The 16,308-nt window shown below is 63.0% G+C and carries 12 protein-coding genes; 11 read left to right on the forward strand and 1 reads right to left on the reverse strand.

The features are described 5' to 3' along the window. Nucleotides 1-19 precede the first annotated feature (19 nt). The 10 genes from tolB to serA all read left to right on the forward strand — a co-directional run bounded on the left by tolB (nt 20) and on the right by serA (nt 13,721). Nucleotides 20-1,330, forward strand: coding sequence for a Tol-Pal system beta propeller repeat protein TolB (tolB, locus tag JOH52_RS09205; protein WP_010970163.1), 1,311 nt, complete (start codon nt 20-22; stop codon nt 1,328-1,330). A 265-nt stretch (nt 1,331-1,595) separates the two neighbouring features. After that, complete coding sequence (gene pal / locus JOH52_RS09210; RefSeq protein WP_003527588.1) at nt 1,596-2,126, forward strand: peptidoglycan-associated lipoprotein Pal; 531 nt, start codon at nt 1,596-1,598, stop codon at nt 2,124-2,126. A gap of 191 nt (nt 2,127-2,317) precedes the next feature. Further along, on the forward strand, nt 2,318-3,355 hold the full coding sequence (gene ybgF / locus JOH52_RS09215; RefSeq protein WP_003527587.1) for a tol-pal system protein YbgF: 1,038 nt from the start codon (nt 2,318-2,320) through the stop codon (nt 3,353-3,355). 11 nt (nt 3,356-3,366) lie between these two features. Continuing rightward, nucleotides 3,367-4,728, forward strand: coding sequence for a tRNA lysidine(34) synthetase TilS (tilS, locus tag JOH52_RS09220; protein WP_010970161.1), 1,362 nt, complete (start codon nt 3,367-3,369; stop codon nt 4,726-4,728). A gap of 99 nt (nt 4,729-4,827) precedes the next feature. Beyond that, on the forward strand, nt 4,828-6,765 hold the full coding sequence (gene ftsH / locus JOH52_RS09225) for an ATP-dependent zinc metalloprotease FtsH (RefSeq protein ID WP_003527585.1): 1,938 nt from the start codon (nt 4,828-4,830) through the stop codon (nt 6,763-6,765). A 323-nt stretch (nt 6,766-7,088) separates the two neighbouring features. Further along, nucleotides 7,089-8,441: a phosphoglucosamine mutase gene (gene glmM, locus JOH52_RS09230; RefSeq protein ID WP_003527581.1), complete on the forward strand. Its 1,353-nt coding sequence runs from the start codon at nt 7,089-7,091 to the stop codon at nt 8,439-8,441. Nucleotides 8,442-8,840: 399 nt separating this feature from the next. Then, nucleotides 8,841-9,716: an outer membrane protein gene (locus JOH52_RS09235; protein ID WP_013844837.1), complete on the forward strand. Its 876-nt coding sequence runs from the start codon at nt 8,841-8,843 to the stop codon at nt 9,714-9,716. 238 nt (nt 9,717-9,954) lie between these two features. Continuing rightward, the gene (locus JOH52_RS09240) at nt 9,955-10,728 is read left to right on the forward strand and encodes an outer membrane protein (protein ID WP_003527577.1); all 774 of its coding nucleotides are present in this window, start codon (nt 9,955-9,957) and stop codon (nt 10,726-10,728) included. Nucleotides 10,729-10,865: 137 nt separating this feature from the next. After that, nucleotides 10,866-12,044 carry a phosphoserine transaminase gene (locus JOH52_RS09245; RefSeq protein WP_010970159.1) on the forward strand — a complete coding sequence of 393 codons (1,179 nt, stop codon included), beginning with the start codon at nt 10,866-10,868 and terminating at the stop codon, nt 12,042-12,044. A gap of 81 nt (nt 12,045-12,125) precedes the next feature. Beyond that, nucleotides 12,126-13,721: a phosphoglycerate dehydrogenase gene (gene serA, locus JOH52_RS09250; protein ID WP_010970158.1), complete on the forward strand. Its 1,596-nt coding sequence runs from the start codon at nt 12,126-12,128 to the stop codon at nt 13,719-13,721. A 136-nt stretch (nt 13,722-13,857) separates the two neighbouring features. On the opposite strand, the gene JOH52_RS09255 is transcribed toward serA, so the two are convergent. Further along, entirely contained in the window at nt 13,858-14,748 is an 891-nt protein-coding gene (locus JOH52_RS09255; RefSeq protein WP_010970157.1) for a DMT family transporter, read from the reverse strand. Between the two features lie 204 nt (nt 14,749-14,952). Here JOH52_RS09255 and JOH52_RS09260 point away from each other — a divergent pair, with 204 nt between their 5' ends. Beyond that, nucleotides 14,953-16,251: an adenylosuccinate synthase gene (locus JOH52_RS09260; RefSeq protein WP_003527570.1), complete on the forward strand. Its 1,299-nt coding sequence runs from the start codon at nt 14,953-14,955 to the stop codon at nt 16,249-16,251. Nucleotides 16,252-16,308: the final 57 nt, after the last annotated feature.

Here is a 16,308-nt window from a genome sequence, read left to right on the forward strand (position 1 = left end):
CGAAAGGCTGAAAGGCTTTATGGAAATGCTGAGACGCAATTTTTTCCGCCTCCTGATGGTGCTGGTCGCCGGCTGCGGGCTCATTGCCTCGCCGGCAAATGCGCTCGTCGAGATCAACATCAACAAGGGTAACGTCGAGCCGCTGCCGATCGCGATCACGGACTTCCTGCAGGGCGAACTCGCCCAGAAGATCTCCGGCGTGATTGCCGCCGACCTAAAGCGCTCCGGGCTTTTCGCGCCGATCGACAAGGGCGCCTTCATCGAGAAGATCTCCAATCCCGATGCCACACCGCGTTTCGAGGACTGGAAAGTGATCAACGCGCAGGCGCTCGTCATCGGCCGCGTCACGCAGGAAGGCGACGGCAGGCTGAAGGCGGAGTTCCGCCTTTGGGATACCTTTGCCGGCCAGCAGATGCTCGGTCAGCAGTTCTACACCCAGCCGGAGAACTGGCGCCGGGTCGCCCACATCATTGCCGACGCGATCTATGAGAGGATCACCGGCGAGAAGGGGTATTTCGACACGCGCATCGTCTACGTCGCCGAAAGCGGGCCGAAGAATGCGCGCAAGCGCCAACTCGCCATCATGGACCAGGACGGGGCCAATTCCCGGGCGCTCACCAATTCCAACGACATCGTGCTGACGCCGCGCTTCTCGCCGAACCGTCAGGAAATCACCTATATGTCGTTCGAGAACCAGCAGCCGCGCGTTTATCTGCTTCAGCTTGAAACGGGGCAGCGCGAGGTGGTCGGCAATTTCCCGGGCATGACCTTCGCCCCGCGTTTCTCGCCGGATGGCCAGCGGGTGATCATGAGCCTGCAGCAGGAAGGCAACGCCAACATCTATACGATGGATCTGCGCTCGCGCACGACGACGCGGCTCACCAACACCGCGGCGATCGACACCTCTCCCTCCTATTCGCCGGACGGCAGCCGGATCGTCTTCGAAAGCGACCGCGGCGGCAAGCAGCAGCTCTACGTCATGGGCGCCGACGGCTCCGGCCAGACGCGCATTTCCTTCGGCGACGGTTCCTATTCGACGCCCGTCTGGTCTCCGCGCGGCGACCTCATCGCCTTCACCAAGCAGTCGGGCGGGAAGTTCTCGATCGGCGTCATGAAGCCGGACGGGTCGGGCGAGCGCATTCTCACCACCGGCTTTCACAATGAAGGCCCCACCTGGGCGCCGAACGGCCGTGTCCTGATGTTTTTCCGTCAGAACGCCGGTGCGGGCGGCCCGCAGCTCTATTCGATCGATCTGACGGGCTATAACGAGCAGCTTGTCCAGACGCAGGGCTTCGCCTCGGATCCGGCCTGGTCGCCGCTGATGGAATAGGGCATCCGCCGCGAGCCCAATCGAGAGAAATGATGAGATTCAAAGATTTCGGGCCAATACGGCCCGAAATTCTTCGTGATCGCGCGTCCACAGTTATGGCAGGGAATGAGGCGAATGTGCCGCTTTCTCGCCGCAAAGTGCTGGTGTAGCAGGCGCCCCGACGCACATTGTCGATTTGTTAACCATATCCGTTGAAAAGCAATTAACCGCTTCCGGTTACAGTCTGGCAACCGTGAATTTGACACTTCTCAAGGAGACCCGGCCCATGAGCCGAATTGACACCCCGGCAGCAAGCCGCATGCAGACCATCGCCCGCAATCCGGTCATGATCGCGCTCGTCATGACGCTTGCCCTTGCTGGCTGCGCTTCGAAGAAGAACCTGCCGAACGATGCTGCCGGCCTCGGTCTCGGCGCAGGCGCGGCGACCCCGGGCTCGCAGCAGGACTTCACCGTCAACGTCGGCGACCGCATCTTCTTCGATACGGATTCGACGTCGATCCGTGCCGACGCGCAGGCGACGCTCGACCGCCAAGCCCAGTGGCTGGCAAAATATCCGAACTACGGAATCACCATCGAAGGCCATGCCGACGAGCGCGGCACCCGCGAATACAACCTGGCGCTCGGCGCCCGCCGTGCTGCCGCGACCCGCGACTATCTCGTCAGCCGCGGCGTCCCCGGAAACCGCATGCGCACGATCTCCTACGGCAAGGAAAAGCCGGTCGCCGTCTGCGACGACATCTCCTGCTGGTCGCAGAACCGCCGCGCCGTTACCGTGCTCGGTGGCGCCGGCAGCTGATTATTCGGCATAGAAGGTGAATTCGAGGGGCGGTCTACGGGCCGCCCTTTCTTTTTTACCACACTTTGGCCGAACTCCGTTGCTTTTTCACGGGAGTTGGAAAACTGTGCGGCACCCCGCCTCGGAATCGGCAAATGTACTGCGCAACGCGATCCAGGGCGGGATAATCGGTTACGAACAGGACAAATGAAATGAAGAAATTTGTCGTGGCAGGACTGCTTGGCCTCGTGACCCTTGCGGGTCTCGGCTCTACAGCAGATGCCATGCCGCTTTCCGGGCTCTTTGCCCGCACGACGCAGACCGATGCCGGCAGCAAGGGCGACCTTCCGGTAATGAAGGTGCAATCACCCGATATTGCGCGGGTCGGTCAACTCGAGGAACAGATCCGCTCCCTCAATGGGCGTATCGAGGAAATGAGCTTCCAGCTCCTGCAGATGCAGGAGCAGATCCGGAAGTTCCAGGAGGACAACGAGTTCCGCTTCCAGGATCTGGAAAACGGCAGGTCCTCCTCCAAGAAGAGCGGCGCGCTTGAAACGCCGAAATCGAATGATCAGGCGTCCGTCACCCCCGGGGTGACGGATAGCCGGCCGTCGGGCGCTCCGGCTGCCGGCGGCGCCGATATGGCGGGTGTCGATCCCAACGCGCCGGGCGCCGCGCCCGCGCCGGCGACGCTGGGGCAGATCATTTTCGACGAGAACGGCAACCCCGTCTCGGCAACGGCGGGCGTAGAGCCCGGGGCCAACGCCACTCTGCCCGGCGTCGATACAGGGCTTGCGACCCAGGGCGGTGGCCTCAACGACAATCCGGGAAGCGTGCCGGACAGCGGACAGGCGACCGCGTCTCTCAGCGATCCGGGCGATCTCTACCAAGCAGGCTACAGCCACGTGCTTTCCGGCGATTACAGCATCGCAGAGCAGGAATTCCGCGATTACCTCGATGCCTTTCCAAGCGGCGACAAGGCGGCGGATGCGAGCTTCTGGATGGGCGAGGCACAGTATTCGCAAGGCAAGTACAGCGACGCGGCCAAGACCTTCCTCAACGCGCATCAGAGCCACGGCAAGTCACCGAAGGCTCCGGAAATGCTCTTGAAGCTCGGCATGTCCCTCGGCGCCCTCGACAACAAGGAGACCGCCTGCGCCACGCTGCGCGAGGTCAACAAGCGCTATCCGAAAGCATCACCCGCCGTGAAGGCGAAGGTGGCGAGCGAGCAGAGCCGTTTCGGCTGCTGAGGCGGGCCCAGATGCCCCATGCCGTCCTCGATACGGCCCGAAATTTTCTCCGATCCTTTATCACGCCCCGCAGGATCCTGGTTGCCGTCTCCGGTGGCAGCGACTCGATGGGGCTGCTTGTAGCCCTGCATTCGGCGATCGCCGCAGATGAGCGACGCGGATTTTCCCTTGCCGCCTGCACTGTCGACCATGCGCTGAGGCCGCAGTCGGCTTGTGAAGCCGAAGATGTGGCGGCCTTTTGTGCTGCGCTCGGCATTGCCCACCGTATCTGCCGCTGGGAGGGCGCGAAGCCGTCGACCGGCATTCAGGCGGCGGCTCGAAACAAGCGCTACGAATTGCTGGCCGAGGCCGCCGACGCGCTCGGCGCCGATTGCATCGCGATCGGCCATACCCGCGACGACCAGCAGGAGACCGTCGCCATGCGCATTGCCCGCGGCAAGGGTGATGGTGCCGGAGACGGGCAGGGCGAGGGGCATGGCGGCGCCGGCATGGCCGCGTCCATGTTATACGGACGGCGTATCTGGGTGTTGCGGCCGTTTCTCGGCTTGGCGCGCGCCGAGATCCGCAGCTTTCTCCAGGCACGCGGCGTCTCCTGGATCGACGATCCGAGCAATGCAAACCCCGCCTTCGAGCGGGTCCGGGTGCGTGCCCGTATAGCGACATCCGGAGGGATGCCGACGCCCTTGGGCAACGGGCGCCAGCGCGCCGCCTCTTCCGCCAGAGCCGCCGCCCTGATCGAGAAGCGTATCCGCGTTCACGAGGCGCTCGTCGCGGAGGTCTCGGCGCGGCATGCCGGGGAGATCGACGATCCGGACTGGCGCCGTGCGCTCCTGACGGTCGCGTCGGTTCTCGGCGGGCGCGAGCACATGCCCGCTTTCGCCACGGTGCAGCGGCTTTCGCAGTTCCTGCGATCGGGTGAGCCTGGCCGCATGACGGCGGGACGGGTCGTCTTCGACCGGCGAGCAAGCGGTCTCTATCTCTATCGAGAGGCGCGCAACCTGCCGGTGCTCGCCGTTGGACCGGGCCGGCAGGGCGCTTGGGATGGGCGGTTCACGGTAAAGAGCCGCGGGCCTGCGGTTACGGTCGCCGCGGACGCTTCGGGGAGGTTGTGGACCAAGAGGCTTATTGACGCAGGGCTGCCGGCGGGGATTGCCAAGCGGGGGTCCACGGTGGCACCAGAAATCGCGTCGACGGACGGCGCGGGGCTCGCCTTCGGCGAGGCTCCGGCGCAAGTCGAGTACCACATCGGGCTTTACGACACCTTTTTGCCGGGTTTCGACAGGATCATGGCGGATGCGGTCGCCGTGTCGTTTGGGCGTGATCGATACCCCGCGCCGCCGGTGCACGATGTTTTGATAGAAATGGAAACGTAACCGGCGGTTTTCCTTGGCAAGGTCACCCCGGACACCTATGTTAGGGACAAGAATACAGTCCGGCAAATGCGCGGGCTGCGACAGGTTCCGGGGAGTTCGATGAACCCTAATTTTCGAAATTTTGCCCTTTGGGCAATCATAGCGCTTCTCCTGATAGCGCTATTCAGCATGTTCCAGCAGCCGACCGAACGAGCAGGCTCGCGTGAAATTCCATTCTCGCAGTTCCTCAAGGACGTCGACGCGAGCCGCGTGAAGGACGTGGTGATCACCGGTTCGAAGGTGATCGGCAGCTACACCGAGAGCGGGGCGACCTTCCAGACCTATGCGCCCGCCGTCGACACGGCGCTGACGGAGCGGCTGGAAGCCAAGGACGTCACGGTCACGGTTCGGCCGGAGACGGACGGCTCGTCGGGCTTCCTCAGCTATATCGGAACGCTGTTGCCGATGCTCCTGATCCTCGGCGTCTGGCTGTTCTTCATGCGGCAGATGCAAGGCGGCTCGCGCGGCGCGATGGGTTTCGGAAAGTCCAAGGCAAAGCTTTTGACGGAAGCGCATGGCCGCGTGACCTTCGACGACGTCGCTGGTGTCGACGAGGCGAAGCAGGACCTGGAGGAAATCGTCGAATTCCTGCGCGACCCGCAGAAGTTCCAGCGTCTCGGTGGCCGCATCCCGCGCGGCGTGCTGCTGGTCGGACCGCCCGGCACCGGTAAGACGCTGCTTGCCCGCTCGGTGGCCGGTGAGGCGAACGTGCCCTTCTTCACGATCTCGGGTTCGGACTTCGTCGAAATGTTCGTCGGTGTCGGCGCATCGCGCGTCCGCGACATGTTCGAGCAGGCGAAGAAGAACGCGCCCTGCATCATCTTCATCGACGAAATCGATGCGGTTGGCCGTCATCGCGGCGCCGGTCTTGGCGGCGGCAACGACGAGCGCGAGCAGACGCTGAACCAGCTGCTGGTCGAGATGGACGGCTTCGAGGCGAACGAGGGCATCATCCTCATCGCCGCGACGAACCGGCCGGACGTGCTCGACCCGGCGCTGCTGCGTCCGGGCCGCTTCGACCGCCAGGTCGTCGTGCCGAACCCGGACATCAACGGCCGCGAGCGGATCCTGAAGGTGCATGTCCGCAACGTGCCGCTCGCACCGAACGTGGACCTCAAGGTGCTGGCGCGCGGCACGCCGGGCTTCTCGGGCGCCGATCTCATGAATCTCGTCAACGAATCGGCGCTGATGGCGGCGCGGCGCAACAAGCGTCTCGTTACCATGCAGGAGTTCGAGGACGCCAAGGACAAGATCATGATGGGCGCCGAGCGCCGCTCCTCGGCCATGACCGAAGCCGAGAAGAAGCTGACCGCCTATCACGAGGCGGGCCATGCGATCCTTGCGCTCAACGTCCCCTCGGCCGATCCGTTGCACAAGGCGACGATCATTCCCCGGGGCCGTGCGCTCGGCATGGTGATGCAGCTGCCCGAGGGCGACCGCTACTCGATGAGCTACAAGTGGATGATCTCGCGTCTCGCCATCATGATGGGCGGACGCGTTGCCGAGGAACTGACCTTCGGCAAGGAGAACATCACCTCGGGCGCATCCTCCGATATCGAGCAGGCGACGAAGCTTGCCCGGGCGATGGTGACGCAGTGGGGCTTCTCCGACCAGCTCGGACAGGTCGCCTATGGCGAGAATCAGCAGGAGGTTTTCCTCGGCCATTCCGTCGCGCAGCAGAAGAACGTTTCGGAATCGACCGCGCAGAAAATCGACAACGAAATCCGCCGGCTGATCGACGAGGCCTATGAGACGGCACGCCGCATCCTCGTCGAAAAGAACCATGAATTCGTGGCTCTCGCGGAAGGCTTGCTCGAATACGAGACGCTGACCGGCGACGAGATCAAGGCTCTGATCCGCGGCGAGAAGCCGGCGCGCGATCTTGGGGACGATACACCGCCGCATCGCGGCTCCGCAGTGCCTTCGGCCGGTACGAAGAAGGAAGCCGGCACGAAGGGCGAAGAGCCTGAAGGCGGGTTCGAACCGCAGCCGCAGTAGGTTCCTACACATGCGCAAATCAAATGCCGCCGCTCCGGAAGGGGCGGCGGCATTTTTTGGATGCTCACGGTTTCAATGAAGCAGTGGTGCGCGCCGGTTTTGCGTTCATGCTTCAGGCGACCCGGCCGAAGCGTTGAAAGATCCAGTTGTAACGCGCTGTAATGATTTCTGATGTTATGATCGGTGCCGTATATTGCGGTTTTATGGCAAATATGGCGCAGATCTGCAGGCGGGGTCGCGGAACTATGAAAAACAATAGCGGAACACGCAGGCAGACGCGGCCGGCACAAGAGACGATGCCGAAGCAGGACAATGGAGTTTTTATGAAGCGCAGATATTTCGGCACCGACGGCATTCGCGGCCAGTCCAATATATTTCCGATGACGCCGGACCTCGCCATGCGGGTCGGCATTGCAGTGGGAACCATTTTCAGAAACGGCGCTCACCGACACCGGGTGGTGATCGGCAAGGATACGCGCCTCTCCGGCTATATGCTCGAGAACGCGATGGTCGCGGGCTTCACGGCGGCGGGGCTCGACGTCTTTCTGCTCGGCCCGATCCCGACGCCAGGCGTCGCCATGCTGACGCGGTCGCTGAGGGCCGATATCGGCGTGATGATCTCCGCCTCGCACAATGCGTTTCGCGACAACGGCATCAAGCTCTTCGGACCCGACGGCTACAAGCTTTCGGATGACATCGAGCAAAAGATCGAGGACCTGCTGGAGCAGGACATGTCCGGGCAGCTCGCCAAGCCGGAGGATATCGGCCGGGCCAAGCGCGTCGACGGTGACATCTACCGTTATATCGAGCAGGCCAAGCGGACGCTGCCGCGCGACGTCACGCTGAAAGGTCTCCGGATCGCCATCGACTGCGCAAACGGTGCCGCCTACAAGGTCGCGCCCTCCGCCCTTTGGGAACTCGGCGCCGAAGTCGTTACGATCGGGACCGAACCGAACGGCGTCAACATCAACCTCGAATGCGGATCGACGCATCCGGCGGCGCTTCAGAAGAAGGTGCACGAGGTGAGGGCGGATATCGGCATCGCGCTCGACGGAGACGCCGACCGTGTTCTGATCGTCGACGAGGAGGGGGCGGTCATCGACGGGGACCAGCTCATGGCGGTCATCGCCGACAGCTGGGCGGCAGACGGCATGCTCAAGGGCGGCGGCATTGCCGCGACAGTCATGTCGAATCTCGGCCTCGAACGCTACCTTCAGGCGCGCCGGCTCAAGCTTCACCGCACGAAGGTGGGCGACCGCTACGTCGTCGAGCAGATGCGTCAGGACGGCCTGAACGTCGGTGGCGAACAATCGGGCCATATCGTGCTTTCCGATTTCGGCACGACCGGCGACGGCCTCGTCGCGGCGCTGCAGATCCTCGCGGTCGTCAAGCGCCAGGGCAAGACGGTGAGCGAAATCTGCCGTCGTTTCGAGCCGGTGCCGCAGGTCCTGAAGAACGTTCGCGTGTCGGCCGGCAAGCCCCTGGAGGATGCGGCCGTGCAGCAGGCGATCGCCGAAGCAGAGGCGCAGCTCGCCAAGAACGGGCGGCTGCTCATCCGGCCCTCCGGCACCGAACCGCTGATCCGCGTCATGGCGGAAGGCGACGACCGCGGTCAGGTCGAGCGCATCGTCGACGAACTCGTCAACGTGATCGGCGGCGTGCGCAACGCTGCCTGAAGAAGTAGCCTTTGCCCCTCATCCGGCCTGCCGGCCACCTTCTCCCCGCAAGCGGGGCGAAGGGACAAGCGGCCTGCCCCTCGAACACCATCGCCTCCCGGCGTCAGGGAGTGAAACCGTTGCCACGAGTCACCTTCTCCCCGCAAGCGGGGCGAAAGGACAAGGGGCCTGCCCTCGTACGCCATCGCCTCCCGGCGTCAGGGAGTGAAACCGTTGCCACGAGTCACCTTCTCCCCGCGCGCGGGGAGAAGGTGACGGCAGGCGGATGAGGGGCAACTATTGTTGGCTGCGACGACCGAATACTGCCGACAGTTAATATTCAAGGTAAATTTTTGTAGTTAATCAGGGATTAACCATTCCCCTTCATTATGCGTCGAAGCATACGGAACCGCTGCGACTATGATCCGTCAGCCGTTCAAGAATACTCTAATGTATTGGGGTTGGGGCATGAAGAAGATTTTTAGGGGCGTTGCTGCGGCTCTGCTGAGCGGCACGCCGGTATATGCAGCGGACGTCTATCAGCCGCCCGTGGAAGCGCCGTTCGTCGAGCAGCCTGTGGAGGTGGTCGAAGCCAGCGGCTGGTATTTGCGCGGCGACGTCGGCTACGCGTGGAACGATTTGCGCGGGGCCCACTATTTCCAGGGCTCGAACAGCAACCTGGTCGATTTCGACCGCGCCGATGTGGATGATTCCTACGTCCTTGGCGGCGGTGTCGGATACCAGATCAACAGCTATCTGCGCGCCGACGTCACGCTCGACTACCTCGGCGAGTCCGACTTCAACGGTTCTACCAGCGGCGGTTGCGGGGTTGCCGTCAATTGCGTCTCGAACGATGTCGCATCGATGTCCGCCTGGAGCCTGCTCGCCAATGCCTATGTGGACCTCGGGACCTACGGCGCCTTCACGCCCTATGTCGGTGCCGGTATCGGTGGCACCCGGGTAAAGTGGGGAACGCTGCGCAACACGAGTTGCGACGTCACGGATCCGAGCAACTGCGACCCGACGATCGAGCACAAGGGCGAAAGCGATTGGCGCTTCACCTATGCGCTGATGGCCGGTACCTCCGTAGATCTCACCTGCAATCTCAAGGCCGATGTCGGCTACCGCTTCCGCCATATCAACGGCGGCAACATGTTCGGCTACAATCTCAACAGCGGCCCGGCCTACGACAAGGACATCTATGTGCACGAGGCGCGCGCCGGCTTGCGCTATTCCTTCGGCAACAATTGCGAAGCGGCCTATGTGCCGCCGGCCGAGCCGATCGTATACAAGTGATCCGAGCTAGACCTAGACTGCGGAGTTTCGAAGGGCCGTCCCATGGGGCGGCCCTTCCGTTTTGTCGCCCTTTCCACATTCCTAAGAGACATGGTTAACCCATAGTTAACCCGTGCCTGCAATAGTTAACGCGAATGGTCAGCTTCATGCTGCAGCGCTTTGCGTCCCCATATGCGCAAGCCCGCAGCTTGGCCGAGCGAAAGGGCATGGCATGGATTGGCGACGGGGATTTTGCAGCATGGCGTTCTGCGCCGGCCTGTTGGCGCCGTTCTCCGCACAGGCCGCCGACGAAGAACTGCTCGACGCGCCCGAGATAACGATTTCGCCGGAAGCGACCGGCGGCGGCCGCCTTTATCTGCGTGGCGACATCGGCTACGCGGCCTGGCTGGACGAGGGCGATCCCTTCTACCGCTCCTTTGGCGGCACGGGAGAAGTTTCCTTCGACAACGCACGCTTCGACAAGCCGCCCTCCGCCACGATCGGTCTCGGCTATCAATTCACCGACGTCATTCGTGCCGACCTGACGGCCGAATATTTCGAGGGCCGCTTCGACGGGTCGTCGCTGTCCGCCAGTCCGTGCGCGGGCGAGGGCGCTGGGACAAGGTGTGCCCTTTCCCACAGCGCCAATTTTTCCGCGCTCGGCCTGATGGCAAACGGTTATCTCGATCTGGCGACGCTTGCCGGTTTCACGCCGTATCTCGGTGCCGGTATCGGAGCAACCCGGATCGACTGGAAAACGACCCATGAAACCTCGACTTGCGTCGGGGCAGGCGGGGCCTGCTCCGGGGCGGCGGGCGGTGCTTCCTACGGCGGGCGGGACAGCTGGCGCTTTACCTACGCCCTCATGGCGGGTGTCTCCTACGATGTCACGGATCGGCTGAAGTTCGATGCGGGCTATCGCTATTCGCAAATCGCGGATGGCGACATGTTTGGCTCCGGGGGCGCGAAGGGTCATGACGACGGACTCTCACGCCATGAGTTCCGAGTCGGCCTGCGTTTCGCGCTTTGGTGATGCAGAGCGGGTTTGCTCGAAACGGCAAAAGTTTCTTCAATCGCGACGCGACCGCTTGACTTCCTCTCCGAGCCGCAATATTCCCGGCGGCGGGACACCCCTCCCCAACGAGGGGCTTCTATCTGAGAGGATAGCATATGACGAAGCCTGCCAAGCCGGCCATGCGCCCGGCCAATACTCATTTTTCTTCTGGTCCTTGCGCCAAGCGTCCCGGTTGGACGCTCGAAGCTCTCTCCGATGCCCCGCTCGGTCGCTCGCACCGTGCCAAGATCGGAAAGACGAAGCTCAAGCAAGCGATCGACCTTACCCGCGAAATTCTCGAAGTTCCGGCCGACTACCGTATCGGTATCGTCCCCGCTTCGGATACCGGTGCCGTTGAAATGGCGCTCTGGTCGCTGCTCGGCGCCCGCGGCGTCGACATGCTGGCCTGGGAGAGCTTTGGTGCCGGCTGGGTGACCGACGTCGTCAAGCAGTTGAAGCTCTCCGACGTACGCCGCCTCGAAGCCGATTACGGCGAGCTCCCGGACCTGTCCAAGGTCGATTTCGACCGCGACGTGGTCTTCACCTGGAACGGCACGACCTCCGGCGTGCGTGTCCCGAATGCCGATTTCATTCCCGCGGATCGCAAGGGCCTGACCATCTGCGATGCGACCTCCGCCGCCTTCGCGCAGGCGCTCGATTTCGCCAAGCTCGACGTCGTGACTTTCTCCTGGCAGAAGGTGCTCGGTGGAGAGGGCGCCCATGGCGTGCTGATCCTCAGCCCCCGCGCCGTCGAACGGCTGGAGACCTATGTCCCCGCCTGGCCGCTGCCGAAGATCTTCCGCATGACCAAGGGCGGCAAGCTCATCGAAGGTATCTTCACCGGCGAGACGATCAATACGCCGTCCATGCTCTGCGTCGAGGACTATATCGACGCGCTTCTCTGGGCGAAGTCGGTCGGTGGCCTCGAAGGTCTGATGGCCCGCGCCGATGCCAATGCCGAGGTCATTCACCGTTTCGTTGCAGCCAACGACTGGATCGCCAACCTCGCGGTGAAGCCCGAAACCCGCTCCAATACGTCGGTCTGCCTGAAGATCGCCGACAATGATGTGTCGGCGCTCGACGCGGACGCACAGGCCGCCTTCGCCAAGGGCGTCGTGGCCCTCCTCGAGAAGGAAGGCGTCGCATTCGACATCGGCCACTATCGCGATGCGCCGTCCGGGCTTCGCATATGGGCGGGCGCGACGATCGAGACGTCCGACATGGAAGCGCTGATGCCGTGGCTTGCCTGGGCTTTCGAGACCCAGAAGGCGACGCTTTCGCAGGCTGCCGCCTGATCCGATGCGATCCGCTTCGCTCTCCCTGAGGGCGAAGCCTAATCCCCAATGGTTCAGACCTGTTTTTTCAAGGAGGCCTTCATGGCACCTCGCGTTCTCGTATCCGATGAACTGTCGGAAACCGCTGTCCAGATATTCCGCGACCATGGCGTGGAAGTGGATTTCCAGCCGAAGCTTGGCAAGGACAAGGAGAAGCTTGCCGAGATCATCGGCAATTACGACGGCCTCGCCATCCGCTCAGCCACCAAGGTGACCGAAAAGCTGATCGCCGCCGCGACCAATCTCAAGGTCGTCGGCCGCGCCGGCATCGGCGTCGACAATGTCGACATTCCCGCCGCTTCGCGCCGCGGCATCATCGTCATGAACACGCCCTTCGGCAACTCGATCACCACCGCCGAGCATGCGATCGCCTTGATGTTCGCGGTTGCCCGCCAGCTTCCCGCTGCCGACGGCTCGACCCAGGCCGGCAAGTGGGAAAAGTCGAAGTTCATGGGTGTCGAGATCACCGGCAAGGTGCTCGGCGTCATCGGCGCCGGCAATATCGGCTCGATCGTCTGCGCCCGCGCGATCGGTCTCAAGATGCACGTCATCGCCTATGATCCGTTCCTGTCGAAGGAGCGGGCGGAGGAAATGGGGGTCGTCAAGGTCGAGCTCGACGAACTCCTCGCCCAGGCAGACTTCATCAGCCTGCACGTGCCGCTGACGGACAAGACCCGCAACATCCTGAACGCGGAGGCGATCGCGAAGGCCAAGCCGGGCGTGCGTATCATCAACTGCGCCCGCGGCGGTCTCGTCGATGAAAAGGCGCTTGCGGAGGCCCTCAAGGCCGGCCACGTCGCCGGCGCAGGCTTCGACGTCTTCGAGGTCGAGCCCGCCACCGAGAGCCCGCTCTTCGGCCTGCCGAACGTCGTCTGCACCCCGCATCTCGGCGCATCGACCACCGAGGCGCAGGAGAACGTCGCTCTGCAGGTCGCCGAGCAGATGTCGGAGTATCTCGTCAAGGGTGCGGTCACCAACGCCATCAACATGCCGTCGATCACGGCGGAAGAGGCGCCGATCCTAAAGCCCTTCATCCGACTCGCGGACGTTCTCGGGGCCTTTGTCGGGCAGGTCACCGAAAGTGCGATCAAGGAGATCGAGATACTCTACGACGGCTCGACCGCGGCGATGAACACCAAGGCGCTGACGAGCGCGGCGCTTGCCGGCCTGATCCGCCCGCAGGTGGCCGACGTCAACATGGTTTCGGCGCCGGTCATGGTCAAGGAAAAGGGTGTGATCCTTTCCGAGGTCAAGCGCGACAAGACCGGCGTCTTCGACGGCTACATCAAGTTGACTGTAAAGACGGCGAACCAGACCCGCTCGGTCGCAGGTACCGTCTTTTCCGACGGCAAGCCGCGCTTCATCCAGATCAAGGGCATCAATCTCGATGCGGATGTCGGCAATCACATGGTCTACATCACCAACACCGACGTTCCCGGCATGATCGGCTTCATCGGATCGACCCTCGGCGACGCGGGCGTCAACATCGCCAACTTCCAGCTCGGCCGTGAGAAACAGGGCGGCGATGCAATCGCGCTGCTTTACGTCGATGGCCCGGTTTCGGAGATCGTGCTCGACAAGCTGCGGGCGAACGAAGCGATCCGCCAGGCAAAGCCGCTGGTGTTCAATATCGACTGAGCACGGTCGCCCCCCTCATCCGGCCTGCCGGCACCTTTCCCCATCGTGTGGGGAGAAGGGGCCGGCAGGCGGATGAGGGGCGGGTTACTACAGCGCGGCGCGATTTCTCACGCGCGCGAACATGCGAGCCTTTATGTCACCGCGGCAGCTTCGGCCGGCCGCGTTCGGCGATGGCGATGCCGCCGAGGACGAGTGCCAACGCCGCGAGATGAAACGGGTGAAATATCTCGCCGACCAGAAGGACGGAGAGAAGGGTCCCGAACACCGGAATGGCGTTGATGAACAGACCGGCACGGTTGGCGCCGATCATCTCGACGCCGCGAACATAGAGAACCTGCGACATCAGCGAGGGGAAGATCGCCGCATAGATCACGATCGCCCAGCCGGTCGCATCCGGCATGATCGCCGTGCCTTTCCCCATCTCCCACAAGAGGAGCGGTATGGCGCTCAGCAGCGCCCCGAAGGCCGGGGCGGCTATGAAGCTCTGCCAATGCATCGCCGGTTTCCACCGCAGCGCAACCGTATATGCGGCATAGACGATGCAGGCGAGGATCATCAGCGCGTCGCCGAAATTGAAGCTCAGGCGCATGAGGCTCGCGAGATCGCCATGGGCGGCGGTAATGAGCACGCCGACCAATGTGACGGTAAAGCCGATGACCTGGGCGAGCGACGCCTTCATCTTGAAAAGCGCGAAATTGAAGATGAAGATCAGCATCGGAATGCCGGCCTGAAGGATGACGGCATTGATGGCGCTGGTGTATTGCACCGCGGAATACAGGAACGCATTGAACATGGTGAAGCCGACGGCGCCATAGGCAAGCAGCTGCAGCCAGTGCTGGCGGATCTTTTGCCAGTCGCGGCGGATCTGCGGCGTCATCAGGACCAGGATGACCGCAAGCGCGAGCAACCAGCGCAAGGTCGTCAGCATCATCGGGCTGACGTGCCCGACGGCCATCTTGCCCGCTACCGAATTGCCGCCCCAAAAGAGCGCGGTAATACCGAGATAGAAATAGGCCCTGGCGTTCACGATGATACGGTCCGTGCGGGATGGAGGAGGATTGCCGGAATGGCACGAGAGTTCGAGATATAGGCGTTAAATCCGCGGTTTGTCATTCAAAAAGGACTGACCACCGCTCATAACGGGGTCGCTTTCCGAAAGACAACACAGTATAGATGCGCGGGTTTGAGAACAGCGCACCGTCCGCATGCGCGCGTGAACAGGAAGAGAATTATGACGAATGTCGTGGTGGTCGGATCCCAGTGGGGCGACGAAGGCAAAGGCAAGATCGTGGATTGGCTCTCGGAGCGCGCCGACATCGTGGTGCGCTTCCAGGGCGGCCACAATGCCGGCCACACGCTGGTGATCGACGGCGTCAGCTACAAGCTGTCGCTGCTGCCTTCGGGTGTCGTCCGTCCCGGCAAGCTCGCCGTCATCGGCAATGGCGTGGTGATCGACCCCCATGCATTGCTCGCCGAGATCGACAAGCTTGCGGCCCAGGGCGTCAAGGTCACGCCCGAGAACCTGCGCATCGCCGACAATGCCACGCTCATTCTCTCGCTCCACCGCGAGCTCGACGGCATACGCGAGGATGCGGCTTCCAACAGCGGCACGAAGATCGGCACGACCCGCCGCGGCATCGGTCCGGCCTACGAGGACAAGGTCGGCCGCCGCGCGATCCGCGTCATGGATCTCGCCGATCTCGACACCCTTCCGGCCAAGGTCGATCGACTGCTGACGCATCACAACGCGTTGCGCCGCGGCCTCGGTGAGGCGGAAATCAGCCATCAGGCGATCATGGACGAGCTGTCGTCGGTTGCCGAGCGCGTGCTGCCGTTCATGGACACGATCTGGCTGCTCCTGGACCGGGAGCGCCGCAAGGGCGCACGGATCCTTTTCGAAGGCGCGCAGGGCACGCTGCTGGATATCGATCACGGCACCTATCCCTTCGTGACCTCGTCGAACACGGTCGCCGGTCAGGCCGCCGCCGGCTCGGGCATGGGCCCCGGTTCGCTCGGCTATATCCTCGGCATCACCAAGGCCTATACGACGCGCGTCGGCGAGGGGCCGTTCCCGACCGAACTCGACGATGAAATCGGCCGCTTCCTTGGAGAGCGCGGCCATGAATTCGGGACGGTGACGGGTCGTAAGCGCCGCTGCGGCTGGTTCGATGCTGCGCTGGTGCGCCAGTCGGTCGCCGCCAACGGCATCACGGGCATAGCGCTCACCAAGCTCGACGTGCTCGACGGGCTGGATGAGTTGAAGATTTGCGTCGGCTATACTCTGGATGGACAGCAGATCGATCATCTTCCCGCAAGTCAGGCACAGCAAGCTTCGGCAAAGCCGGTCTATATCACGCTCGAGGGATGGAAAGAATCGACGGTGGGTGCCCGCAGTTGGGCCGATCTTCCGGCGCAGGCGATCAAGTATGTTCGCCAGGTCGAGGAACTGATCGGCGCGCCGGTCGCGCTACTTTCGACCAGCCCGGAACGGGACGACACGATACTTGTGACGGACCCTTTTGAGGACTAGTGTCGGCGCAGGGAAAGCGGCGACGCGGCAATTGCCGCGGGTCTCGAAATTGAGAAA

The sequence above is a fragment of the Sinorhizobium meliloti genome, assembly GCF_017876815.1.
Lineage (GTDB): Bacteria > Pseudomonadota > Alphaproteobacteria > Rhizobiales > Rhizobiaceae > Sinorhizobium > Sinorhizobium meliloti.